Annotated in this window: 23 protein-coding genes; 2 read left to right on the top strand and 21 right to left on the bottom strand. The window is 69.4% G+C overall.

The annotated features are described in order from the left end of the window. The first annotated feature begins 14 nt into the window (after positions 1-14). Together VFV19_04985 and VFV19_04980 are read left to right on the top strand one after the other, a co-directional pair. On the top strand, positions 15-578 hold the full coding sequence (locus VFV19_04985) for an HD domain-containing protein (protein HEX4823641.1): 564 nt from the start codon (positions 15-17) through the stop codon (positions 576-578). Positions 579-595: 17 nt separating this feature from the next. Continuing rightward, positions 596-862 (top strand): hypothetical protein, encoded by a 267-nt coding sequence (locus VFV19_04980; GenBank protein ID HEX4823640.1) that lies wholly within the window; start codon positions 596-598, stop codon positions 860-862. A gap of 1 nt (position 863) precedes the next feature. Here the strand turns inward: VFV19_04980 and VFV19_04975 are convergent, their stop codons facing one another. From VFV19_04975 to VFV19_04875, 21 genes are all read right to left on the bottom strand, one after another. Further along, positions 864-1454, bottom strand: coding sequence for a hypothetical protein (locus tag VFV19_04975; protein HEX4823639.1), 591 nt, complete (start codon positions 1452-1454; stop codon positions 864-866). A gap of 145 nt (positions 1455-1599) precedes the next feature. Continuing rightward, on the bottom strand, positions 1600-3027 hold the full coding sequence (locus VFV19_04970; protein HEX4823638.1) for an NADH-quinone oxidoreductase subunit N: 1428 nt from the start codon (positions 3025-3027) through the stop codon (positions 1600-1602). Between the two features lies 1 nt (position 3028). Beyond that, complete coding sequence (locus VFV19_04965) at positions 3029-4549, bottom strand: NADH-quinone oxidoreductase subunit M (GenBank protein ID HEX4823637.1); 1521 nt, start codon at positions 4547-4549, stop codon at positions 3029-3031. Beyond that, the gene (gene nuoL, locus VFV19_04960; GenBank protein ID HEX4823636.1) at positions 4546-6399 is read right to left on the bottom strand and encodes an NADH-quinone oxidoreductase subunit L; all 1854 of its coding nucleotides are present in this window, start codon (positions 6397-6399) and stop codon (positions 4546-4548) included. The genes VFV19_04965 and nuoL overlap by 4 nt, the downstream gene beginning before the upstream one ends. Then, positions 6396-6695, bottom strand: a complete 300-nt coding sequence (nuoK, locus tag VFV19_04955) for an NADH-quinone oxidoreductase subunit NuoK (protein ID HEX4823635.1) — start codon at positions 6693-6695, stop codon at positions 6396-6398. The genes nuoL and nuoK overlap by 4 nt, the downstream gene beginning before the upstream one ends. Further along, positions 6692-7168, bottom strand: coding sequence for an NADH-quinone oxidoreductase subunit J (locus tag VFV19_04950; protein HEX4823634.1), 477 nt, complete (start codon positions 7166-7168; stop codon positions 6692-6694). The genes nuoK and VFV19_04950 overlap by 4 nt, the downstream gene beginning before the upstream one ends. Then, positions 7165-7716 (bottom strand): 4Fe-4S binding protein, encoded by a 552-nt coding sequence (locus tag VFV19_04945; GenBank protein ID HEX4823633.1) that lies wholly within the window; start codon positions 7714-7716, stop codon positions 7165-7167. Before VFV19_04945 ends, VFV19_04950 begins: the two co-directional genes overlap by 4 nt. 1 nt (position 7717) lies before the next feature. After that, positions 7718-8695 carry an NADH-quinone oxidoreductase subunit NuoH gene (nuoH, locus tag VFV19_04940; protein ID HEX4823632.1) on the bottom strand — a complete coding sequence of 326 codons (978 nt, stop codon included), beginning with the start codon at positions 8693-8695 and terminating at the stop codon, positions 7718-7720. Further along, positions 8692-9843, bottom strand: a complete 1152-nt coding sequence (locus VFV19_04935) for an NADH-quinone oxidoreductase subunit D (GenBank protein ID HEX4823631.1) — start codon at positions 9841-9843, stop codon at positions 8692-8694. The genes nuoH and VFV19_04935 overlap by 4 nt, the downstream gene beginning before the upstream one ends. Continuing rightward, on the bottom strand, positions 9840-10277 hold the full coding sequence (locus VFV19_04930; protein HEX4823630.1) for an NADH-quinone oxidoreductase subunit C: 438 nt from the start codon (positions 10275-10277) through the stop codon (positions 9840-9842). Before VFV19_04930 ends, VFV19_04935 begins: the two co-directional genes overlap by 4 nt. Further along, positions 10264-10797 carry an NADH-quinone oxidoreductase subunit B family protein gene (locus VFV19_04925; GenBank protein ID HEX4823629.1) on the bottom strand — a complete coding sequence of 178 codons (534 nt, stop codon included), beginning with the start codon at positions 10795-10797 and terminating at the stop codon, positions 10264-10266. The genes VFV19_04930 and VFV19_04925 overlap by 14 nt, the downstream gene beginning before the upstream one ends. Next, positions 10797-11168, bottom strand: a complete 372-nt coding sequence (locus VFV19_04920; protein HEX4823628.1) for an NADH-quinone oxidoreductase subunit A — start codon at positions 11166-11168, stop codon at positions 10797-10799. Before VFV19_04920 ends, VFV19_04925 begins: the two co-directional genes overlap by 1 nt. Positions 11169-11210: 42 nt before the next feature. After that, on the bottom strand, positions 11211-12002 hold the full coding sequence (locus VFV19_04915; protein ID HEX4823627.1) for a DUF4440 domain-containing protein: 792 nt from the start codon (positions 12000-12002) through the stop codon (positions 11211-11213). A 2-nt stretch (positions 12003-12004) separates the two neighbouring features. After that, entirely contained in the window at positions 12005-15049 is a 3045-nt protein-coding gene (locus tag VFV19_04910) for a TonB-dependent receptor (protein ID HEX4823626.1), read from the bottom strand. A gap of 10 nt (positions 15050-15059) precedes the next feature. Beyond that, a complete protein-coding gene (locus tag VFV19_04905) occupies positions 15060-17222 on the bottom strand; it encodes a fibronectin type III domain-containing protein (GenBank protein ID HEX4823625.1) in 2163 nt (720 codons plus the stop codon). Between the two features lie 72 nt (positions 17223-17294). Further along, positions 17295-19067, bottom strand: a complete 1773-nt coding sequence (locus VFV19_04900; protein ID HEX4823624.1) for an ABC transporter ATP-binding protein — start codon at positions 19065-19067, stop codon at positions 17295-17297. Further along, positions 19064-20812, bottom strand: coding sequence for an ABC transporter ATP-binding protein (locus VFV19_04895; GenBank protein ID HEX4823623.1), 1749 nt, complete (start codon positions 20810-20812; stop codon positions 19064-19066). Before VFV19_04895 ends, VFV19_04900 begins: the two co-directional genes overlap by 4 nt. Then, positions 20809-21276, bottom strand: coding sequence for a hypothetical protein (locus tag VFV19_04890; GenBank protein HEX4823622.1), 468 nt, complete (start codon positions 21274-21276; stop codon positions 20809-20811). The genes VFV19_04895 and VFV19_04890 overlap by 4 nt, the downstream gene beginning before the upstream one ends. Next, on the bottom strand, positions 21273-21803 hold the full coding sequence (locus VFV19_04885) for an FMN-binding protein (protein ID HEX4823621.1): 531 nt from the start codon (positions 21801-21803) through the stop codon (positions 21273-21275). The genes VFV19_04890 and VFV19_04885 overlap by 4 nt, the downstream gene beginning before the upstream one ends. Then, on the bottom strand, positions 21803-23179 hold the full coding sequence (locus VFV19_04880) for a FlxA-like family protein (GenBank protein HEX4823620.1): 1377 nt from the start codon (positions 23177-23179) through the stop codon (positions 21803-21805). Before VFV19_04880 ends, VFV19_04885 begins: the two co-directional genes overlap by 1 nt. A gap of 53 nt (positions 23180-23232) precedes the next feature. Next, positions 23233-23697, bottom strand: a complete 465-nt coding sequence (locus VFV19_04875; GenBank protein ID HEX4823619.1) for a Fur family transcriptional regulator — start codon at positions 23695-23697, stop codon at positions 23233-23235. Positions 23698-23721 lie beyond the last annotated feature (24 nt).

Here is a 23721-nt window from a genome sequence, read left to right as displayed (position 1 = left end):
CTAGCATAGGGAGCATGAACGAATTGCCGTCACGCGACGAAGCGCTGGGCCTCCTCCACGAGTACACGCAGGGCGCGGGGCTCCGGAAGCACGCGTACGCCGTCGAGTGCGCGATGCGCGCGCACGCGCGGCGCCTCGGCGAGCCCGAGGAGGCGTTCGGTCTCGTCGGCCTGCTCCACGACTTCGACTACGAGAGGTGGCCGTCGCTCGACGATCACCCGTTCCGCGGGAGCGAGATCCTGGAGCGCCTCGGCTACCCGGAGTGGTTCCGCCGCGCGATCCTCTCGCACGGTGACCACACGAAGGTCGCGCGCACGACCGGGCTCGAGAAGTGCCTCTTCGCCGTCGACGAGCTGTGCGGTTTCGTGACCGCGTGCACGCTCGTCCTCCCCTCGAAGGCGCTCGCCGACCTGAAATACGAGTCGGTCAAGAAGCGGATGAAGGACAAGGCGTTCGCGAGGAGCGTGAATCGGGACGACATCGTGAACGGGGCCGCCGCGATCAGGATGACGGTCGAGGACCACATCGTGTTCGTCGTCGATGCGATGCGCGCGTCGGCCTCGGCGCTCGGCTTGTAAGGTATCCTTCCGCGGCTATGGCGATTCCGGGCGGGTCGGCGTTCTCCTACGCGAGGGACATCGCGGAAGGCTTCCAGACCGTGACGGAGCGGTCGTTCAAGGGGCTCACGAAGCCCGAGATGGACCAGCTCGCCTTCGAGATCGACCGCGCCCTGCGCGACATCCGCGCCGAGCAGCCCGCGACCGACGACCTGCCGATGATCCAGGCGAGGAACAGGAAGATCCAGCGCCTGAACGGGGCGATGGTCATGATGCGGAGCTATCGGGCGAAGGTGCGGATCTGATCTAGAACTGCGCGACGAACCCGATGTTCGCATCGTGCGACATCGGGTCGTAGGATCCGCCGACGTGGAAGTGTTGGGGCGCGGTCTCGAACCCGATCGACATGCGCCCGCGCCCGTCGAGGCCGAGGGTCACCCGACCGGTGTTCCCGGAGGGGATGAGCAGCTCGGCACGGGGCGCCATGTGCGCGACGCCGAAGCGCAGGCGCATGCCGCCCGAGTCGGTCCGGAGCGACGAGAGACCGCCGCCTTTGCTTCCACCGCCGAGCGGCAGCGACCACTTGTCGAGGCCGAGCTGCCTGACGACGTAACGCTTGACCGCGTCCTGCGTCGCATTGATCGCGCCGCTGCCGACCCGCTGGACCGTCCGGTTGTCGTGCGTCCACGGATTTGCGAAAGGGTCGCTGCGGAAGCCTGCGTAATCGAGGGCGGCGGCCGCGTCGGACCGCAAGTTCGAGTCGACGCGAGGGACGATGACCGTGTCGAGGAACGTCGAGGACGGCGCCACCGGAGCCGGTGCGAGCGACGGCGAAGGGAGCGACGGGTGATCGTCCGCGAGCGCGGCCGTCCCCGCCAGCAGCATCGCGGCTGCCACGAAAAGACGGCTGGCTCGTGTCGTTCTCACGGTCTTTTACCCGCCAGGACCTATTGCAACACCCGGTCCATGAGGGGGAGGTACGGTGAACAGCGGAGCGGTGCCAGGAGGGGTTGAAACGGCGCACGAAAAGTGCGGCGAATAGTCAGCGGGATGACGGAACCGTGATCGTTTCTGCCGCCGACAATGCAGAATTGACCAGTCTCTGCGGCAATAGCCCGCCGATCCCCGCCACGAGCGCGCACACGACGATCGCCGCCAGGAGCGGGGCGGCGACCGGGACGTCGGGTCCGTCGTCGGTCGACATGAACATGAGACGGGCCACCGACAGGTAGTAGAAGAGAGCGACGACCGCGAGCACGGCGCCGAGGAAGACGAGCCCGTAAAGGCCGGCCTGCGCGGCTGCGAGGAAGACGTACATCTTCCCCCAGAAGCCGAGCACGAACGGGATCCCTCCGAGCGACAACAGGAAGACCAGCATCGACGCCGCCAGCGCCGGGCTCCTGCGCACGAGACGCCTGGCACCGTGGAGCGTCGGCGCCTCGCCCGCGGTCTCGAGCGCCGCGACGACGAGGAACGCGCCCGCGTTCGAGACGAGGTAGGCGACGAAGTAGAAGAGTGCCAAGCCCGCCGCCATCGGCGTGCCCGCCGCGAGCGCCGCGAGCACGTAGCCGATCTGCGCGATGCCGGAGAAGGCGAGGAGGCGCTTGAGGTCTTGCTGCCGGAGCGCGAGAAGATTTCCCACCGTCATCGTGATCGCGGAGAGGAGGACGAGCCAGCTCTTGATCCCGACGCCCGCAGGCCCGAACAGCTCGAAGACGAGCCGGAAGAGCGCCGCGACCGCGGCCGCCTTCGGCGCCACGGACAGGAAGGCGACGACCGGAGCGGGAGCCGCTTGGTAGGTGTCGGGCACCCAGAGCGAGAACGGGAAGATCGCGATCTTGAACCCGAAGCCGACGAGGACGAGCGCGGCGCCCAATCCCACGAGCCGGTCGTGCGGCCACGCGGCCACCTGCATCCAGAAGGTCGTTCCGGTCGCGGCGAAGAGGAAGCCGATCCCGAGGAGGAGGATCGCGGAGCTGACGCTCCCGAAGAGGAAGACCTTGAGCGCCCCCTCGGGCGAGGAGCGTCGCTCCTTCTCGAGCGCCGTGAGGACGTAGAGGGGAAGCGACACCAGCTCGAACGCGACGAAGAGTGTGAGGAGCTCGCGCGCGGAGACGAGCGCCATCGCGCCGACCGTCGAGAAGAGCAAGAGGACGATCGCCTCGGCCGAACGGCCGCCCGAGCCGCGGGCCTTGAGGTAAGGCCCCATACCGACGATCGCCAAGAGCGCCGATGCGAGCAGGATCCGCTTCACGTAGAGCGCGAAGCCGTCGAGCACGAAGGCGTCGGTGAGCGAAGCCGGGGCCGTGACAAAAAACGAAGCGACGAAGAGGGCGCCGAGGCCGACGCACGCGAGGACGTAAGGACCGTTTCCCCGTGCGCGGCCGCCGGGAGACGCGAGGTCCCACAGGAGGACGAGCCCCGCGACCGCGAGGACGAGGATCTCGAGCGCCGCCGCTTGAAAACCCATCTCAGCGCCCCAGCCGGGTCAGGAGCTCGCCGACGCCGGCACCGATCGGATCGAGGAGGAGCTTCGGCCACACGCCGAGGACGACGAGAGCGCCTCCGAGGAGGAGGCAGGTCGCCCACTCCGCTCCGCGCGCGTCGCGGAGGTGCAGGTCCGCGGGCGGGGCCTGGCCCAGGAAGATCGTGCGCACCGCGCGAAGGACGTAGAGCGCGGTGATGAACGCGCCGAGCACGCCGGGGACGAGCCACCAGGGGTGCGCGGAGGTCCAGGCGCCGAGGAAGACGAGGAGCTCGGCGACGAACCCCGCGAGCCCTGGAAGGCCGAGCGAGGACAGCCCCGCGATCACGAAGAAGGTCGCGAGCGCCGGCATCGCGTGGGCGAACCCGCCCATCCTCGTCATGTCGCGGAGGTGCGAGATGTCGTAGACGAGGTTGACGAGCGTGAAGAAGAGCGCCGTCATGATCCCGTGGGCGACCATCTGGTAGACCGAGCCCGTGATCCCCGCCGCGTTGAGCGTGGCCATGCCGAGCATGACGACTCCCATGTGCGAGACCGACGAGTAGGCGATCAGGTACTTGATGTCCTTCTGCCAGCCGGCCCCGAGCGCGCCGTACACGATGTTGATCACGGCGACGAGGCCGACGAGCCACGCGAGATCGGCGGCGGCCGCGGGGAGGAGCCCGAAGCCCACGCGGAGGACGCCGTAGGCGCCGAGCTTCATGAGCACGCCGGCGTGCATCATCGAGCCCGCGGCCGGCGCCGCGGCATGGCCGTCCGGCGACCAGGTGTGGAACGGCCAGATCCCCGCCAGGACACCGAAGCCGACGTAGAAAAGAAGGAAGAGGGTGCGGCCCGAAGCGCCGGCGAAGGTGACGCGCGAGAGCGCGACGTAATCGAACGTGCTCCCACCCTGGACCCACAGGACGAAGATCCCGACCAGGATGAACGCCGACCCGGCGAGGAGGTAGAGGGTCAGCTTCATCGCACCGTATTCCTTGAGCCCGACGCCGACCTTCTTGAAGAGGCCGCCGAACGGACCCCGCCCCGGCACGTCCATCGACGAGCCCCAGATGCCGATGAGCACATACATCGGGAGCACGGCGAGCTCGTAGAAGAGGAAGAAGAGGAACAGGTCGAGCGAGACGAAAACGCCGTAGACGCCGGTGACGAGAAGCGCGACGAAGAGGAAGAACTCCTTCTCGCGCGACTTCAGGCTCCACGAGGTGCAGACCGACGTGACGTGGATGAGCGCGGTGAGGACGAGGAGCGCGACCGCGATCCCATCGGCGCCGAGATGCCACGAGACGCCGAGGCGCGGGATGAGCGGCAGGTGCTCCTCGAGCTGGAACCCCCCGCGCGCCACGTCGTAGCGCGAGAGGATCACGGCCGAGGTCGCGGCCGGCACGAGCGCCCCGGCAAGCGACGCGAGGCGGATCGCGAGGCGGGCGGACTGCGGCAAGAGGAAGACGACGACCGCCGCGACGAACGGCCCCGCGAGGGTCAGCGAGAGGAGATGGCCGCTCATCGCGCCCACGCCAGCACCGCGAGGAGGACGAGCCCCCCTGCGACGAAGTAGAGCGCGTCCTGGACGCGGCCGCTCTGGAGCACGCGCAGGCGGCCGGCGAGGCTCCACGTCCCCCAGGTCACCGCGTTGACGACGCCGTCGACGAGGTAGCGGTCGGTCCAACCGACGGCGGCGGAGATGCCGAGGTAGACGCGGCGGTAGACCGCCTCGAAGAGGTCGTCGATGTAGTAGCGGCGCTCGAGGAGGGTCGTGACCGGTCCCGCGGCGCGGCGGAGCGCCTCGACGTCGAAGCTCTTCTTGACGTAACCCGCCCACGCGACCGCGAGGCCGACGAGCGCGGCGCTCGTCCCGAGGACCGGCACGAAGAACGGAGCGCCCTCGGTCTCCGCGGGCAGGGCGCCGAGCGTCGCCGCGGTGAGGCGCGGCACGACCGGTGCCAGCGCACCCCCCGCGAGCGCCAAGCCGGCGAGGACGAGCATCGGCATCGTCATCGTGCCCGGCGACTCGTGAGGATGACCTTCCGGTTGACCGCTCCCCAGGATCGCGACGAAGAACGCGCGCGCGATGTAGAACGCCGTCATCCCGGCGACGCCGACCAGGATCGCGAAGCCGACCGGGTGGCCGCCCGCCAGGACCGCGGCAAGGATCTCGTCCTTCGAGAAGAAGCCGGACGTCGGCACGATCCCCGCGAGGGCGAGGCCGCCGATCGCGAAGCAGATCGAGGTCAGGGGCATCGTGCGCGCGAGGCGGCCCATCTTGAAGATGTCGTTCGTGTGGACCGCGTGGATGAGCGATCCCGCGGTCAGGAAGAGGAGCGCCTTGAAGAAGGCGTGCGTCGCGAGGTGGAAGTAGGCCGCCGAGGCCGATCCCGCGCCGACCGCGGCCATCATGAATCCGAGCTGGCTCACCGTGGAGAAGGCGAGGATGCGCTTGATGTCGCGCTCGACGAGCGCCATCGAGGCGGCGAGGAACGCCGTGAGGACGCCGATCGCGAAGACCGCTTCGGTCAGGGCCGGCGCGTGCGGGAGGAGCGGCGCGATCCGGACCATGAGGAAGACGCCGGCCGCGACCATCGTCGCCGCGTGGATCAGAGCGGAGACCGGCGTCGGCCCTTCCATCGCGTCGGGCAGCCAGATGTGGAACGGGACCTGCGCGCTCTTTCCCATCGCCCCGAGGTAGACCCCGGTCAGGCCGAGGACGAGCGGCAGTCCCGCCAGGCTGCCGTCGCCGGCTTTCGCGAAGAGGTCGGAGAAGGTGAACGTGCCCGACGCGCCCCAGAGGATCACGATCCCGAGCGCGAACCCGACGTCGCCGAGGCGTGTCGTCCAGAACGCTTTCTGCGCCGCCCGCGCCGCCGCGGGGCGCTCGAACCAGAAGCCGATCAGGAGATACGAGCCGAGACCGACCAGCTCCCAGAAGCCGTAGGTCTGGAGCAGGTTGTGGGAGAGGACGAGACCGAGCATCGCGAAGGCGAAGAGCGAGTGGTAGGCGTAGTAGCGCCCCAGGGACGGCCGCGGCTCGCCGGCCATGTAGGCGAGCGAGTAGATCTGCACGAGGAGCGCGACGAGCGAGACGAGCACCGCCATCGACGCGGAGAGGCCGTCGACGAGGAGGCCGAAGCGGATCGCGGGGGCCGACGCGAGAGGCGCCCAGACGAAGTCGAGCGCCGCGGGCGACGCTCCGTCGCGAAGAAACGGCGCGGCCTGAACGGCCGCCGCAGCGAGCGAGAGCGCGATCCCGGCGATCGAGACGATCGCCGCCGGGAGTCCGCTGCGTCTCAAGGGCGGAAGGAGGCCGATCGCCGCGAGGGCGGCGAGAGGACCGGCGAGGACGACGGCGCCGAGGATCATCCCGAAAGATCCGAAAGATCGTCCAGGACGGCGGTGCGTCGCACCCGGGTCGCGAGGAGCACGAGCGCGAGCCCCACGGCGGCCTCGGCGACGGTGATCGCGATCCCGAAGAGGACGAGCACGACCCCCTCGAGGAGGCCGCGCGACCACGCGATCGCGACGATGGCGAGGTTGACCGCGTTGAACATGATCTCGATCGACAGCAGGACGCCGATCGCGTGACGCCGCGCGAGCAGGCCGAAGAGGCCGATCGCGAAGAGCGCGGCGGCGACGAGCAGCAGGTTCGCGAGCGTCATGCGGTGTCCTTCCGCGCGAGGAGGAGCGCGCCGAACACCGCGCCGAGGAGGAGGACCGAGAGCAGCTCGAACGGAACGAGGTAGGCCCCGAAGAGCGAGGCGCCGATCTCGGCGCCGCTCTCGAGCCCCGGCCCGGGCGGAGGGGTCGGCGTCACGGCGACCACGCGTCCGAGCGCCGCGAACACCGCGACCGCCGCGACCGCCGCCGGCCACGGGCGCCGCCAGCGCGGTCGGCCGGACTCGCCCCCGGCGACGACGAGCGCGAAGACGGTGAGCGTGAGGATCCCGCCCGTGTAGAGGATGATCTGGATCGCCGCGAGGAGCGGCGCTCTGAGGAGGACGTAGAGCCCCGCCGTCGCGAGGAGCGTGGCCGCGAGCGCGAACGCCGCGCGGAACAGGCTACGCGCCGACACGACGACGGCGGCGCCCGCGAGCACGAGGACGGCGAGCGCCCAGAAGGCGGCGTCCCTCATGGGGCCGGATCCGGATCGGGCTTGGGGAGCCCTCGCGTCACGTCGGTCCATTCGCGCAGGCGCGTCCCCGTCGCGAAGGAGGTGAGATCCGGCGACTCGACGAGCGCGCGGCCGTTCTCCATGAGGCGTTCCTTGCTCAGGAAGAGCGCGTCGCGCGTGAGGGCCGCCGGAGCGAGCGCGCGGGTCATGACGATCGCGTCGGTCGGGCAGACCTGGATGCACAGCTCGCACTGCATGCACGCCTGGTAGTCGAGCGTGAACTTGTCGCAGTAGGTGGCGCCGATGCCGTTCTTGCGCGCCTCTCCCTTCCTCAGGGTCACCGCGATGATCTCGGAGGGGCAGGCGTACTCGCAGAGACGGCAGCCGATGCAGTTCTCCTCACCGGTCGCCGGATCGAACGTGAGCGCGAAGCTGCCGGCCCGCCAGGTCTTCGGGATCGCGCGCTTGCGGCGGGGATAGGGGACGGTCGTCGCCGGACGGAAAACGTTCCGGAGCGTCCATCCCATCGCGCGCAGCGTGCCGAGGGCGATCGTGCCGATGGTCGCCATCTCAGCGGCCCGCCACCCACCACGCGACGATCATGAGGTTCACGAGCGACGCGGGGAGGAGGACCATCCAGTTGAGGCGGATCGCCTGATCGATCCGGAAGCGCATCAAGCTCCAGCGGATCCAGAGGATGACGAGGAAGAGCGCGAGGCACTTCAGGATCAGCCAGACCGGCCCAGGCAGGAACGACGGCCCGAGGTAACCGCCCAGGAAGACCGTCGCCGCGAGGCCCGAGATCGCGAGCGTGTGCGCGTACTCGCCCGCGTAGAAGAGGGCGAACTTGATCCCGGAATACTCCACGTTGTACGCCGCGATCAGCTCGGACTCCGCTTCGAGGATGTCGAGCGGCGACTTGTTCCCCTCGGCGAGCGCGCAGAGGAGGAAGATCAGGAAGCCGAGCTGGCCGACGAGCGGATACGCGATGAACCACAGGCCGCGCTGCGCCTCGACCAGGTCCGTGAGGCGGAACGAGCCGGCGAGGACGACCGGGATCAGGAGCGAGAGGATGAGCGGGATCTCGTACGAGACCGCCATCGCCGCCATGCGGAGCGCGGAGAGCAGCGCGTACTTGTTGTTGGATGACCACCCGGCCGCGAAGATGCCGAGCAGGGTGAGCGACGCGAAGGCGATGAAGAAGAGGAACGAGTAGGCGTGATCGGCGATCGCGAGCCCGCGCGCGAGCGGGATGAAGGCGAACCCGATCAACGCGGGCACCACGACGAGGACCGGGCCCAGGTTGAAGAGGACGCGGTCGGCGTCGCGCGGGGTGATGTCCTCCTTGACGAGGAGCTTCGCGACGTCGGCCAGCGGCTGGAGCCAACCGTGGGGGACGCCGACCTCGTACGGCCCGATGCGGTTCTGCATCCGCGCCGCGACCTTCCGCTCGATCCACGTCATGTAGGCGACGAACGTCATCGCCGCGCCGAGCGTGAGCGCCGAGAGGGCGAACGCTCCGATCCAGCCGGTGAAGAGCGCGCTCACCGGTCGACGTCTCCCAGGACCGGATCGAGGGAGCCGAGCGTCGCGACGACGTCGGCGAGCAGGCCGCCCGGGAGGATGTGCGGGACGACCTGGAGGTTCTTGAACGACGGCGCATTGATCTTGAGCCGGTACGGCTTCGCGGTGCCGTCCGAGACGATGTGGAATCCCAGCTCGCCGCGCGGCGACTCGACGGCGGCGTACGCCTCGCCCTTCGGGACCTTCGTCGCCTTCGGGTTCTTGATCGGTTTCCGCGAGAAGACCGGTCCTGCGGGCAGGCCTTCCGCGATGTGCTTCACGAGCGCGAGCGAAGCCTGGATCTCGTCGAAGCGAACCTGGAAGCGCGCCTCGGCGTCGCCGGCGGTGCGCGTCACCGGGACGACGGGGAGCTCGCCGTAGGCGTCGTACGGCGTGGCGGTCCGGACGTCGAACGCGATCCCCGAGGCTCGGAGCGTCGGGCCGGTGACGCCGACGCCGAGGGCGAGGTCGCGCGTGATCGTCCCGACCGCGCGCGTCCGCTCTTGGAAGATCGGGTTGCCGCCGGACATCGCCCAGAGCTCCGGGAGCGCCGCCGCGATGCCGTCCGCGAGGGCGGAGGAGCGCGCGATCGTCTCGGCGTCGACGTCGTAGCGGACGCCCCCCGCGATGTTGAAGTTCGTGTGGAACCGGGTGCCGGTGAGCGCCTCGAGCCAGTCGAGGATCTTCTCCCGCTCCCGGAAGCAGTACATGTAGAGGGTCGTGCCGCCGCCGAGCGCGCCGCCGAGGTCGAGCCCCAGCGTGCCGAGCCACACGAGGTGGCTCGCGACCCGCTGCCATTCGCACGCGAGCGCCCGGAGCCACCGCGCGCGCCGCGGCACCTCGATCGTTCCGAGCTTCTCGACCGCGAGCACGTACGCGTTCGAGTTCGCCGTCGGCGAGAGGTAGTCGTCGCGCTCGTAGACCGGTGCCAACTGGTCGTACGCCAGATGCTCCGAGAGCTTCTCGACGCCGCGGTGGAGGTAGCCGATGACCGGCTGCGCCTTCAAGACCGTCTCACCGGAGAGATGGAGGACGAGACGCAGCACCCCGTGCGTCGACGGGTGCTGCGGGCCCATGTTGAGCGCCAGCTCGCCGAACTCCCGCTCGACGATCTCGACCTGTGCCTCGCTCACTTCCGGTACCCCCACGGCGTCTCCATCGGGAAGTCCTTCCGGAGCGGATGCCCCTCGTAATCGTCGGGCATGAGGATCCTGCGGAGATCGGGATGCGCGCGGAAGCCGACCCCGAAGAGGTCGAAGATCTCGCGCTCGTGCCACTCGGCGCCGGCGTAGACGAACGCCGCCGAGTCGATCGCGGGGGCATCTTTCGGCACCGTCGAGCGCACGAAGATCGTGTCCAGCGGCTCGAGGCGGCGCACCGCGTGGACGATCTCGAACCCGGCCTCGCGCTCGATGGCGCTCCCGACGACGTAGTAGCGGTAGCCGTGCGTGTCCCGGAGCGTGCGGAGCGTCTCCAGGAGCGACGCCGCGGGGACGGAGGCCCCCATCGGATCGGCGGTCGCCCCGAAGCGCGCGGCGAGAGCGGCCAGGACCTCAGGCGCCGGCACGGCCGCCCTCCATGATCTTCTTCTGCAGCGCGAAGACGCCGTCAAGGAACGCCTCGGGGGTCGGCGGGCAGCCGGCGACGTAGACGTCGACCGGGATGACGTGATCGACCCCCGGAACGACCGAATAGACGTTGCGGTAGTGGTCGCCCGAGTTCGCGCAGCTCCCCATCGAGATGACCCACTTCGGGTGTGCCATCTGGTCGTACAGGGTCCGGATGCGCGGCGCCATCTTGATCGTCACCGTCCCGGCGATGACCAGGACGTCGGCCTGGCGCGGCGTCGGCCGCAGGATGACCCCGAACCGGTCGGCGTCGAAGCGGCCCGCGAACGTCGCCATGAACTCGATCGCGCAGCACGCGAGGCCGAAGGTGAGCGGCCACAGGCTCGACTTCTGCGCCCAGTGGAAGAGCGCGTCGGACCGGAGGAGCGCCAAGCCGCCGCCGGGGAAGCGGACGACCTCTTCGGCGATGTCGTCGATCGTTCGCGATTGACCGACCACGGGGAGGCGTTCTTCGCCCATCACCGCGCCCAGTGCAGATCGCCCTTGCGCCAGGCGTAGAGCCAACCGACGAAGAGGACCGCGAGGAAGACGACCATCCCCCAGAACGCCGCCGGACCGGTCTTCCGCAGGGCGAGGACCCACGGGAAGAGGAACGCCGCCTCGGCGTCGAAGAGGATGAAGATCAGGGCGACGAGGTAGAAGCCCACCGGCTGGCTACGCCACGCGGGGCCGATCGGCTCCTCGCCGCATTCGTAGGTCGCGTGCTTCGCCGGGCGGCTGATCGCGACGCGGTGGCGGAAGAGCTTCCCCGCGACGATGAGCGCGATGCCGAGGGTGAGGCAAACGAGGAGGTGGGCCGCGAGACCGATGTACGGAGCCGGCGACGCCAAGGAATCCTCCCCAAACGCAAAGGGCAGGATCTTAGCGTACGGCTACGGCGTCACGTCGACGAAAACGCGCCAAGTCCCATCCGCATTGCGACGCCACACGCGGACATAACCGTATTTCTTGTCCTTTTTCGAGTCGTCGCACGTTCCGTACGCGTACGCGAGATCGCCCGAGGCCGAGGCGGTCACGCGCGCCGCCTCGCAGCGGGGCTCACGCGTGTCGGCCACGAGGAGCGCTGCGCTTCCGGGAGGCCCGCCGTCGCGGTAGACGCGGATCGCAGAATGCGCGACCGCCGCGATCGCCTGGCCGAGGCCCGACGCCCCCGCGCGCGCGAGGAGCTGCTCCGCGTGGAGGACCGCGAGGCGTGCCTGCGCGGCCGACGACGGCGTCGCCTTCGCGGGGGCCGCCGCCGCGAGCGCGTCCACGACTTCGCCCGGCGCGGCGTAGGTCAGCTCGGCGTGGATGCCGAGGTCGGCCTCGACCTTCCACGTGCCGTCGGCCTCTTTCCGCCACGCGGTGAAGAACCACCCGGTCGCCGGAGGCTTGTCTCCGGCCGGGCGGTACTCCCACGGCCCGCTCGTGAAGCCGAGATCGCCGGCGGGGGAGACCGCCGCCCACGCCGGCGCCCACGAGAGCACGACGTCGGCCCGCGGCTTTCCCCCGTGCTTGGCGATCGCATTCGTCGGCGTCGGGTCGAAGACGACCCCGTCAGGCGCGAACGCGGCCGCGAAGGCCGCGTGGAACCCGTCCTTGATCGACGCGGCCGCGAACGCGCGCTCGGCGGCGACGACCTCCGTGTACGGCGAGGCGAGAAGGAGGGCGGCGAGGGCGATCATCGTCAGAACCCCATCTTCAGGCCCAGCTCGAACGTCCGCGGCGGGCCCGCGTTGCTGATCGGCTGCCCGAAGTTCGTGGCGAGCACGCGGCCCTCGACGAGGCCGCCGTTGAACCGGTTGAACACGTTGTATACCTGCAGGTAAGCCTGCCCCGTCCCCTTCGTGCTCGCAAACGGGAAGATGTGGTAGAGGCGCAGGTCGAGCTGCGAGAGGTACGGGGCCGAGAGCGACGTCACGTCGGTCAGGCCGTGCGCCTCGCGGTAGGCGTTGATCGCCGCGAGCGACGTCTCCGGCCCCGTGTTCCGCCCGACCCCCGGCGGCCGGTCGCTCGTGATGCCGTCGACGTTGTCGTCGGCGCCGGTCGTCACGTTGAACGGCAGGTGCGTCGCGTACTCGTAGACGCCGGACAGGTGCATCCTCCCGAAACCGAGCGCGATGTCGCCCGAGGCGACGAACCGGTGCCGCCTATCGTTGTCGGAGAGGCCGCGCTCGGTCGAGAGATCGAACGAGTTCGGCGGCAGGTAGATCCCGCCCTTGAGCGGGTCGGGTCCCATGTCCTCCGACTTCGACAGCGTGTAGGAGAGCGAATACCAGCCCCAGCCGCTCTGCCATCTCCACGCGAGGTCGAGCCCCGTGTACCACGCGCGCCCTTCGGTCGTGACCGCGGCGATCGAGCCGACGTTGACGGTGTCGTACGCGTGGATCGGGATCCCCTGGAGGTCGGTCCCGATCACCGGGTTCAGGTCCCTCATGAGCGGAACGTGATAGGTGAGCGAGCGCGTGACGTTGGCCGAGAAGCTTCCCTCGCGCCCGATGAGCCGCTCGACGCCGAAGTTGAAGAGGTTGGCCTGCGTCGAGTCGAGGCGCGTGCCGGTCGAGAACCGCAGGGTGAGGAAGTCGGGAAAGAAGAGGACCGGCCTGATGGCGTCGATCCCGTTCCGCGCGATGAAGTCCTCGGTGAGCTCGAGCGCGAACCCCTGCGGGAACATGAGGCCGATCTTCGTTCCCGAGGTGACGGCGGCGACCGCCGGGAACGCGAGGATCGTCTTGTTGTAGAAGACGCCGGCGCCGCCGCGGAAGATCCACTCGCGATCGCGTCCCGCCGTGTACGTGAACCCGAGGCGCGGCGCCAGGTTGTTGTAGTCGCGGCCGGCGCCGCCGTTCGGCACCGTCGACTTGACGATCGCGGAGGCAGGGAGCGTGAAGGTGTCGAGGTCGTAGCGCAGGCCGAAGTCGAGGAGCCATCGGGAGGTCGCCTGCCAGGAGTCCTGCGCGAAGAGGGCGATCGCGGTGTTGTTGAGCGTCGCCTTGGGCTGGCCCTCGATGAGCTGGAAGACCTTCGGGTAGGTCCACGGCTTCGCGGGCTCGTCGATGCGCCCGTCGCCGTTGTCGTCGACGCCCGGGATGCCGGGGCAGGGGACCGGGACGTTGTAGTCCGGCGCGCAGTGCCCCTTCCCCATCGCCGGGCACTGGTCGTCCTCGACGTAGCAGGTCTGAGCCGTGTCCCCGGTGCAACGGAACGGGATGTCGCTGACGACGATCCCGCTCGAGAGGTCGCCGAGGTAGCAATCGCCGCCGTCGAACTTCTCGTCGGTGTCGTACGTGAGGTTCCCGTTCGGATTGAACTGGGCGGCGACCTTCGTGCGCGACGGGGTGACGTCGTAGCCGAACTTCGTCGTGTGGTTGCCGGTCACCCAGGTGAGGTTCTGGACGAGCTGGAAGGTCGCGGCGTCGCGCTGCTGCCGGCTCAGGTTGTTCCCGCCGAACTGGGCCGACGGGTGCTCGACGCCGGTCGAGGTCGAGTTCGCGCGCTGGTCGAGCGACGACGATCCGAGGAGGACGCGAAGCTCGCTGATGAGCTTGGGGGAGATGACCGACGTCAAGGTCGCGCCGAGCTGGACGTCGCGCTCGGCCATCGAGAACCCCCACTGCGGCGTCGCGATCCCGCCGACGTTGATCCCCTGCGTGTCGCGATCGTCGATCGACAGACGGACCATGAGCGTGTCGTTCGGGTCGAGGTTGAAGTCGGTGCGCAGGAACGCGTTGTCGTCGCGATTCGGGGCGTCGTAGCGGCCGCCGACCGTGCGGTCGTGCGTGAACCCGGTGTAGGGGATGACCTCGTCCTGCTGCTGGTGCTCGAACGCCGCGAACCAGAACGCCTTGTCCTTCTTGATCGGGCCGCCCCAACGGAGGCCCGACGACCACGACGACGACGCCTCGGAGACGCCCGGCGTCGCCGGGAGCGAATCGACGAGATCGCCCGACGCGGCGAACATCTCGGGGGCGCCCTGGAGGAAGCCGAGCGCGCTCTCCTCGTTCGTCCCGCGCTCCGTGATGATGTTCATCACGCCGCCGGAGGCACGCCCGAACTCCGGCGCGAACTGGTGCGTCAGGAGAAGGAACTCGCTGATGACAAGGCTCGAGAACTCGGCGTTGAGCGACGTGCCGCTCGCCTGGTCGTTGTTGTCGAGGCCGTCGACGAGGTAGCTGTTCGACCGACCCGTCTGGCCGTTGATGACGAACGGCGCGGCCCTCTCGCCGTAGTAGCTCGACGGCGCGGCGCGCCTCACCGAGGAGTCGAGAAGGGCGAGATCGGTCGCGTTGCGCTGTGCCACGGGAAGATTCTCGGCCTGCGTTCCGAGGACGCGCAGCTCGCCCCCGGTCCTCTTCGATTCGAGAATCGGCGCCTCGGCGCTGACGGTGACCTGCTCCTCGAGCCCCTTGCCGATCGCGAGGTCGACCTCGCCGATCTGCTGGAGCCGCAGCACGATCGTCTTCGTGTCGGAGAGCACGCCTTCGGGGCTGCGCGCCACGAGCGCGTAGGTTCCCGGCTGGAGGGCGTCGAACCGGTAGCGGCCGCCCGTATCGGTCGAAGAGGTTCGGACGGCGCCCGAATCCGCGGATCGCGCCTGGACGAGGGCACCGCCGACCGGCTTGCCGTCCGCCGAGCGCACGTGGCCGCCGAGCGTCGCGCTCGTCGACTGCGCGCGGAGCGGCGAGGCGCACACGACCGCTGCGAGGACGAGGGCCGGGAAGAGTCCTTTCACGCGCCGCCGCTCAGTGGTTGTAGTGGCCCCACGGCCCACTGCCGCCGGTCCCCCTCGCCCTCACGAGGACGAAGGTGTGCCCCGGGTCGCCATCCCAGCACGTGGTCAGGCCGGTCTGCCCGGCGACCGTCCACGTCTGATCGGTCGTGTCGTCGTCGGACGAGAGGATGTCGTAGCCGACGGTGCACGGATCGGCCGACGGGCTCCAGCACACGTGCAGGTTCGGGGTCGCGGACCGGTCGATCGTGAGATTCGTGACCTGCGTCTGGGGGATGCACGTTCCGCCGGTCGTCGCCGCCGAGACCTCGACCGGATAGGAGAAGCTCGGATCGCCCGACACGGTCGTCGGATAGCGGATGCTCTCGTACGAGCTCGTGACGCTCGACGACGGGTCGGTGAAGCTCGAGAGCGAGGTCACCGTGAAGTAGTACGTCGTCCCCGGCGTCAAGCCGGAGATCGTCGCGGTCGTCCCGACGATCGACGCCTGTGCGGCGTTCGTCACCGAGTTGAAGGCGTAGTTGCTCGAGGCTCCCGGATCGGTATCCCAGTAGATCTTGTAGCCGCTGATCCGGTGCGTGTCGTTTCCCGGATTCCAGGACAGCGCGATCGACGTGTCGGTCACCGCGCCGGTGGCGATCGACACCGGCGGGTAGAGGCCGTACCCCATGTCGGTGAAGTCGAACGACGTGAAGTTCGTGCACGGCGTCTCCGTCTCGCCGGCGGCGAGATCGACGCGGCGGGGCCCGCGGACGAGCGCAACGGAGCCGAGGTAGGGGACTTCCCAGTAATAGACGACCGTGCGGACCTTATCGAAGAGGACGGCGCACGAGCTGTCGCCGTAGACGCAGAACTCGGTCGAATTCCGGACGACGATTGCGTTCAGCGTGTGTCCGGACGGCGTGATGACGACTCCGGCCTTCACGACTTTGCCCGACTGCGTGCCGGGGTAGGTCTGGCCGCTGCTGGTGCACGCCTTCCCGTAGAGCGGATTCGGCGTCAGCGGCTGCGACGCCCCGCACACGGTCGTGTAGAACGTCTCCTGGCATCCCGCCGGCGGGGCGCTGCCCCATGTGTCCCCGGCCTGCGTGTACCACCCCACGCCATTCTGGTGCGCCATCCGCCAGACCGGCACCTCCTCGCGGTCCTTCCCGGTCTCGTCGGTGAAGCAGAACCGGCTCTCGCCGCTGCCGAAGACCCCGTTGACGTTCTCGTTCTGCGTCCCGGCCCTGAGCCAGAACGTGACGTCGGTCGCCCGGTCTTCCCGCTGGACGACCTGGTTGTCCCTGCGGAGCGTCGACGTGAGATTGCGGTCGAGCCGCTCGAGAATCGGCGTGTGGAGGCCGCCCGTGACCGGATACCCCTGGTAACCGCACCGCGCGGTGTTGCAGCTCTCCGCCGGCACGCTGCTCGCGTCGGTGGTCGCGTTCTCCTTGCCGCTGTTCACGCCGGAGAAATCCCACGTCGAGAGGTTGACGAGGTCGCAAGCGTTGTTGATTCCGGCGTTGGGGACGAGCGCCGACGGCGCCACGCCCGGGCCCCTATCGTAGCCGTACTTGATGTCGATGAAGGTCCCCCGGTAGATCGAGTCGGCGTAGACCTTGAGGTCGGCCGCGCCGAGGGGCACGTCGTCGACGACGGTGCCCTCGGTCACGCCGAGACGGGAGCGGCCGTCGGACGACGCCGGTCCGGCGATCGACGCGAGCACGCCCTTCCTCGGGCTGACCCAGCGGTGCACGAGGAGGTCGGGATGGAACGCCCGCTCGCCGGCGCGCTGCCGCAGGAGGAGCACCCGCTCGAGCACGACCTCCTCGGGGCCGGAGGGGAGGTGGACCCAGCCGATGCCGACGGTCGCGATCTCCGCCGTCACGCGATCGATCAAGCCATCCTTGGTTTCGGTGAGGTCGAGCGTGACGCGCGCTCCCATCTTCATTTGGAGGGGGTCGTGGTCGGGGAGGAACCAGCGCTCGGCGCCCGCCGCGGCGAGGTCGTCGTTCGTGATCGTCCGGGTCGCGGACTCGCCGAGAGGAGCGCCCTCGAGGTGCCACCGCGACTTGCCCTCGGGTGAGACGAGATCGGACGGGAGCGGGGCGCTCACCACGACGCTCCGCACGCGCGTCGTGCGCACGGGAACGGCGGCCAGGGTGATCGAGGCGGCGAGGGCGGCGACGAACATGAAGACCCCTCCTCTATCGGACGTTTTTTACCCGCAGCGGACCGGGAGGGGCAAGCAATTTTTATAAGAACTTCAAGCCGACACCTGGGACTGGAGCAGGTAGAGGGTCCGGTAGAGGCTTCCCTCGCGGGCGATCAGCTCGTCGTGCCGGCCGGTCTCGCGCACCTCGCCGTGGTGGAGGACCAGGATCCGGTCGGCGTCCCGGATCGTGGACAGGCGGTGCGCGATGACGATCGAGGTCCGTCCCTCGAGCAGGCGGCCGAGCGCCTGCTGGATGTGCGCCTCGGTCTCGGGATCGACCGAGGCCGTCGCCTCGTCGAGGACGAGCACGGCCGGGTCGAAGGCGAGCGCGCGCGCGAACGAGAGGAGCTGCTTCTCGCCGACCGAGAAGTTGCCGCCCCGCTCGCGCACCGGCTCGTCGTAACGGTGCGGCAGGCGGTCGATGAACCGGTCCGCGCGGACGGTGCGCGCCGCGCGCTCGATCGTCGCACGGTCGATGGCCGGGTCGTCGAGGCCGATGTTCCCGGCGACGGTCCCCGCGAACAGGAAGTGATCCTGGAGGACGACGCCGATCGTCCTACGGAGCTGCCGGAGGTCGTACTCGCGGACGTCGACGCCGTCCACGAGGATGCGCCCCGACTGGACGTCGTAGAGGCGCGCGAGGAGACGGATGAGCGTCGACTTGCCGGCGCCGGTCCAGCCGACGACCGCCAGGCGCTCACCGGGCTCGACGCGGAACGAGACGTCCTTGAGCACGGGGGGGCCGGAGGCGTAGGCGAACGTCACGTTCTCGAAGACGATCGCGCCCCGCGCGCGCGCCGCCGGCACATGAGGCCGCTCGGGGGAGACGAGCGTCGAGCGCACGTCCAGGAGCGCGAAGATCCGCTCGGCCGACGCCATCGCCGCCTGCATGACGGTGTAGCGCTGCGACAGCTCCTGGACCGGCCGGAAGAACCGGCCCGCGTACTCGAAGAACGCGACGAGCGTGCCGAAGGTGATCGCGCCGCCCATGAGCCGCCGGCCGCCGGCCCAGACGATCGCCGCGAGCGTGACCGATCCCATGAGCTCCGCGACCGCCGAGAACGCGGACTCGTAGAAGACCCCGCCGAGCTGGGCGGCACGGTGCTCGTGGTCGAGCGCGCCGAACTCCCCGGCCGCGAGCGGCTCGCGGCGGAAGAGCTGGATGATCCTGATCCCCGAGACCGACTCCTGGAGGGTCGCGTTGAGCTTCGCGACCGCGGCACGCATCGCGCGGTAGGCGTCGCGCACGCGGACACGGAACCACCACGACACGAGGAGCATCGGCGGGATGACCGCGAAGGTGACGAGGGCGAGCCTCACGTCCATCGCGATCAGGATCACGACGATGCCGAGGAGCTTCGCGAGATCGGCGAGGATGAGGACGACCCCCGACGTGAACGCCTCGTTGATCGCTTCGACGTCGGTCGTGACGCGCGTCATGAGGCGGCCGACCGGCGTGCGGTCGAAGTACGACGACGGGAGCCTCTGCAGGTGGGAGAACACGTCGGTCCTGAGGTCGAAGACGACGTTCTGCCCGGTCCGCTCGAGGAAGTAGATCTGGAAGAAGCCGAGGACGAAGTCGAGGATCAGGGTCGCGAGGAAGAGCCCGACGGGAAGCGCGAGCCCCTCGGTGCGGCGCGCGACGATGAAGCGGTCGATGACCTCCTTGACGAGGTACGGCTGGACGAGCTGGACGGCGCCGCCCGCGAAGAGCATGAGGAGAGTCAAGGCGACGAGGCCGCGGTACGGCCGCACGTACGCCGCGAGCCGGCGCATGAGCCGGCCGTCGTACGCCTTCCCGAGGACGTCGTCGCGGTCGCTCACGCCAGGTTCTCCTCGAGATCGAGCCGGCGGAAGAGCCGCGCATAGACGCCGCCGCGTGCGAGGAGCGCCGCGTGCGGGCCGTCCTCGACCACGCGCCCGCGCTCGAGGACGACGATGCGGTCGACGGCCCTCAAGGTCGAGGCGCGGTGCGTGATGAGGACGAGCGTCCGCCCGGCGAGCGCGCGATCGAGGCCGAGGAGAACCATCCGCTCGGTCTCGGCGTCGAGGCTCGAGAGGGCGTCGTCCAGGATCAGGAGCCGCGGATCGCAGGCGATCGCGCGGGCGAGGGTCGCGCGCTGCCGCTGGCCTCCGGAGAGGGTGAAGCCGCGCTCGCCGACGACGGTGGCGAGGCCGTCCGGGAGCGCGGTGAGATCGCCGGTGAGGCGCGCGAGGGCGACCGCCTCGTCGACACGCGCGGCAGAAGCCCCCGGGGCGCCGTAGGCGACGTTCTCGTGGAGCGGCCGCGAGAAGAGGAACGCCTCCTGGGGAACGAACCCGATCCCCGCGCGGACGCGCTCGACCGGCGTCGTCGCCAGATCGTCGCCGCCGATCGCGATCGTCCCGGCCGGCACCGGATAGACGCGCGCGAGGAGGTGCGCGAGCGTCGATTTCCCCGAACCGACGCCGCCGACGATCGCGACGCGGCTCCCCTTGGGGATGTTGAGGTCGACGTCCTCGAGCGCGGGGCGGTCCTCGCTCCCGGGGTACGCGAAGGTGAGGCCGCGGATCGCGACGTCGCCGTCGACCGGTATCACGCCCTCGGCGGGAAGAGCGGGCGGCGGGATCGCCGGCTCGGCGAGGAGGACCTCGTCGAGGCGCGTCATCGCGCCCGCGGCGCGCTGGAACACGTTGACGATCCACCCGAGCGCGATCGTGGGCCACGCGAGCTGCCCCAAGTAGGCGTTGAAGGCGACGAAGTCGCCCAGGGTGATCCGTCCGTGGATGACGTGGAGCCCGCCGACGAAGAGGACGAGGAGCGTGCCGGCGCCGGAGAAGATCCCGATGAGCGACACCATCGCCCCGCGGATCCGCGCGAAGGCGAGATTGCGGTCGCGGTGCGTCGACGCGAGGGCGCGGAAGGCTGCGATCTCCTGCTCCTCGCGCGCGTAGATCTTGACCTGCTGGATCCCGGCGAGGTTCTCCTGCGCGCGGTTGCTGATCGACGCGAGCTGCTCCTGCACCGCGAGCGAGCGCTGATAGACCCGCTTGCTCATGCGGTTCACGCCGAAGTAGAGGAGCGGGAAGAGCGCGAGCGCGACCAGCGTGAGCACCGCGTCGATCCGCAGCATGACGGCGACGACGCCGACGTAGACGACCGCGGTGTTGAGCGCGTTCATGAGGCCCGGTCCGTAGAACGACTGGAGGAGCTGGAGGTCGTTGACACCGCGCGACATGACGTCGCCGATCCGGAACGAGTCGTAGAACCGGGCGTCGAGCGTCAAGAGCTTCGCGTAGAACGCCTCGCGCACGTCGAAGGCGATCTTGCGGCTCGCGCCCAAGATCGCGAGGCGGGAGAAGGTCCGGACGAACCCCTGCGCGAGCGCGAGGCCGGCCATGCCGAGCGCGAAGAGGGCGAGACGGCGGGCGTTCGTTCCCTTCTCGAGGTCGTGGATCGCGCCGCGGAGGAGCCACGGGATCCCGAGCGCGAGCACGTTCGTCGCGACGAGCCAGGCGGCGCCGCGCAGGTAGGCACCGCGGTACGGCCGCGCCCAGAGGACGAACCGGCGGAAGCCGCCCGGGCTCACGCGTCGGGATCCGCGGGGAAGTCCGAGGTGGCGCTCCGGCGCTCCGGCGCTCGCACGGTCGATCGCTGGTGCCCGGCGAACGTCGCGAGGTAGACGAGGCCGGCGGCGATGTGGAGCATCGCGATCCAGAAGAGCCAGCTCGCCGCGGTCACCGTCTGGATCAGATAGCCGGAGGCGATCATCGGGAGGACGACGACGATCGTCGCGATCCCGCTCCGGCGCCCGAGCACACGGCCGGTCCGCCAGTTGCGCACGATGTGCCGGGTGTACACGGCGCCGACGGCGAACACGAGGACCGGAGCCGCGAGGACGTGCGCCTTCAAGACCCACGGCTCGAGCGGGTGGTGGGTCACGGCGTAAGGATCGTCGCTTCGCATGAAGTACTTGAGAACACCGTAGACGATCCCCGTGATCCCCACCACGATCGAGGACGCCCAGAGGGTCCACTTCTCGAAGGCGGTCACGGCACGGCCCCGTGGATCGCGAGCACGCGTCGCACGGCATCGGTCGCGGCCTGGGAGGAGAGGGTGGCCCCGGTGATCCCGCGGATGCCGCGTTTCACCGAGAGGTCGTCGTCCAGGGCGTGTCCCTTGAACTGGTCGAGCCACGCATGCTTCGGCAGGTAGTCGGGCGGCTCGCCGAACGAGAGGATCTCGACGCGCGCGACCTTGGCGTCGGGGCCGACGACGACCATGAGCGTCTCGTCGAGCGTTCGCACGCGGTGCGTGTCGAAGTACGCCGTGCCGACGACGCGCCCGGCGGCGTCCTTCCCCGTGTAGCGGGTGACGAGCGCGCTCTCGACCGGCACGCCGCCCGCCGCCGCGCGCGCCTTCCGGAGCTGCGTGTCCGTCATGAAGATCGCCTGCCGCTCGACCTTCGTTCCCTCGGGGAAGGCGAGCGCGAGCGCCTTGTCCTGGGTGAGATAGACCGCGGCGCGGGCCGCCGTCACCAGCGCGGCCACGAGAGCGAGAGCGGCGGCCCGGCGCGTCATCAGAACATGAACCCGAGCGCCAAGGCGACCTCGTCGACGCCCGTCCTGGCACCGGTCTTCTCCTGATTCCAGTCGAGCTTGACCGCGATGTTTGGGATCGGCTTCCACATCGCGCCGACGGTCAGGAGCTTGATGTCGTTCGCCGGGTTCAGGGCGAAGCCCGCGGGGACCGCGTCCTGCGTGTTCAGGCGCTCGTAGCGGAAGTAGGGGATGAGCGCCTGCCGCACGTCCTTCACGTGCGTGAGCACGTCGTAGCCCGCCTCGCCGTACCAGCCGTACTGCTTCTCGCCGACCGACTCGTCGCCGACGAGGTCCTGCGCGGCATTGACGTCGGCGGCGTGGTCGATCGAGGTGCGCGCGTAAAGGGCGCGCGTCATGAGGCCGCGCCAGCGGTACTCGGCGTGGAGGTCGGCGACCGTCGTCCAGGCTTCGAGGTGCCCGCCTGCGAACGGCAAGTTCTGGCCCGCGTCGCCGGTGAAGAACGAAGCGCCGATCGTCAGTCCCGAGACCGGAGTGCCGTCGATGCGCCCCGTGAGCGCGAGCTTCTCCGCCGACGCGTACGAGCCTTCGGCGCGGCCGTCGCGGATGCCTTCGGCGGAGAAGCCTCCGGCGCCGCTGGACGTGCCCGCCGCCGCTGCGAGGCCGCTCGTCACGTAGGCACGATAGGTCACCTTCGATCCGAGGTCGCCGAAGAGGCCGGCGCCGAGCTCGGTCCACGTGTCCGGGATGATGACCTGCTCGACGAGCGGCCGGTTCACGCCGAGATAGGTCGGCGGCTCGTGGCGCTCGTTGATGAACCCCATCGGGACGAGGAGAGCCCCCGCCCGCACGTTGATGGGAGCCTTCACGAGGAAGTCCAGGTAGGCGAACTCGAGCGCAACCTCGCCGCGCTCCTCGTCGCCTTCGCCGGTCGTCGCGTGCTCGACCTCGAGCTCGGAGTTGAAGATGATCTTGTCGCCAAACTTCGCGCCGAAGTAGAACACGCCGCGCAGCAGGTCGATCTGGGCGGTCTGGCCGGAAGGAGAGCCGTCCTCGAGCTTCGACGACGGGTTGGTGTAGACGACCTCGCCGTAGCCGCCGAAGGAGACGCCCTTCTTCGCGCTGTAGATCTTGGACGCCGAGGGGCCGAGCCCGTACTTGCCCTCACTCGCCTCGGGCGCCGCCTCGCCCAGCTTGAGCTTCTCGATCTCCGCCGCGAGCACCTGGATCTCACGCTCGAGCTCGGCGATCTTCGCGGAGTCCGGCGAGCCCGTGCGTAAAGCCTCGATCTGTCGTTGCAGCTCTTGCACTTGCTTCTCGAGGTCGCCGGCCGAAGGGTCGGCGGCGAACGCCGCAAGGCTCCACAACGTCACGAGGATCACGAGGACTCTGCGCACAGGGATCTCCTTTCAATAGTTGCGAACCTTTCGCAACATCAATTCAAAAAAAATCAGGCGGAATGCCGGGAGCGTTTGCGCTGGCACGCGCGGCAGGTCCCCGCCATCTCGATGCGGACGACCTCCGGCTGGAATCCGTTGTCGCTCTTCACGCGGCGCTTCAGGTCTTCCCAGAACGACTCGCTGGGCTCGTCGACCCCCTTGCAGACGGTGCACACGAGGTGGACGTGAAGGGTGTTCGGCCGGATCTCGTAGTAGTGCCGCTCGCCGCTGACGTGCATGAGGTCGAGCTCGTCGACGAGCCCGAGCTTCTTCAGCTTGTTGAGGGTGCGGTAGACGGTCGCGCGGTGGATCGAGCCGTCCTTCGCCTTCGCGCGCTGGTAGACCTGCTCCGCGTCCAGGTGCTCGGTCGCGTTCTCGAGGAGGTCGGCGAGGACACGCCGCTGGCCGGTCAGTCGCACGCCGTGGGCCTTCATGCGATCGACCAGCTTCTCCTTCGGCCTCGGTGCCAGCGACATACGACCCTCGGTAGTAGTTGCGAG

Source organism: Candidatus Polarisedimenticolaceae bacterium (genome assembly GCA_036275915.1).
Classification (GTDB): domain Bacteria; phylum Acidobacteriota; class Polarisedimenticolia; order Polarisedimenticolales; family DASRJG01; genus DASRJG01.
The sequence above is the reverse complement of the archived record's forward strand: the minus strand, read 5'-3'. Positions and strand labels throughout refer to the sequence as shown.

Bases quoted from the DNA above. Each gene is read 5' to 3' on its own strand.
- VFV19_04985 (HEX4823641.1), top strand. From the start codon at position 15: ATGAACGAATTGCCGTCACGCGACGAAGCGCTGGGCCTCCTCCACGAG.
- VFV19_04980 (HEX4823640.1), top strand. From the start codon at position 596: ATGGCGATTCCGGGCGGGTCGGCGTTCTCCTACGCGAGGGACATCGCG.
- VFV19_04970 (HEX4823638.1), bottom strand. From the start codon at position 3,027: ATGGGTTTTCAAGCGGCGGCGCTCGAGATCCTCGTCCTCGCGGTCGCG.
- VFV19_04965 (HEX4823637.1), bottom strand. From the start codon at position 4,549: ATGAGCGGCCATCTCCTCTCGCTGACCCTCGCGGGGCCGTTCGTCGCG.
- nuoL (HEX4823636.1), bottom strand. From the start codon at position 6,399: ATGATCCTCGGCGCCGTCGTCCTCGCCGGTCCTCTCGCCGCCCTCGCG.
- nuoK (HEX4823635.1), bottom strand. From the start codon at position 6,695: ATGACGCTCGCGAACCTGCTGCTCGTCGCCGCCGCGCTCTTCGCGATC.
- VFV19_04950 (HEX4823634.1), bottom strand. From the start codon at position 7,168: ATGAGGGACGCCGCCTTCTGGGCGCTCGCCGTCCTCGTGCTCGCGGGC.
- VFV19_04945 (HEX4823633.1), bottom strand. From the start codon at position 7,716: ATGGCGACCATCGGCACGATCGCCCTCGGCACGCTGCGCGCGATGGGA.
- VFV19_04925 (HEX4823629.1), bottom strand. From the start codon at position 10,797: ATGGGCGAAGAACGCCTCCCCGTGGTCGGTCAATCGCGAACGATCGAC.
- VFV19_04915 (HEX4823627.1), bottom strand. From the start codon at position 12,002: ATGATCGCCCTCGCCGCCCTCCTTCTCGCCTCGCCGTACACGGAGGTC.
- VFV19_04905 (HEX4823625.1), bottom strand. From the start codon at position 17,222: ATGTTCGTCGCCGCCCTCGCCGCCTCGATCACCCTGGCCGCCGTTCCC.
- VFV19_04885 (HEX4823621.1), bottom strand. From the start codon at position 21,803: ATGACGCGCCGGGCCGCCGCTCTCGCTCTCGTGGCCGCGCTGGTGACG.
- VFV19_04875 (HEX4823619.1), bottom strand. From the start codon at position 23,697: ATGTCGCTGGCACCGAGGCCGAAGGAGAAGCTGGTCGATCGCATGAAG.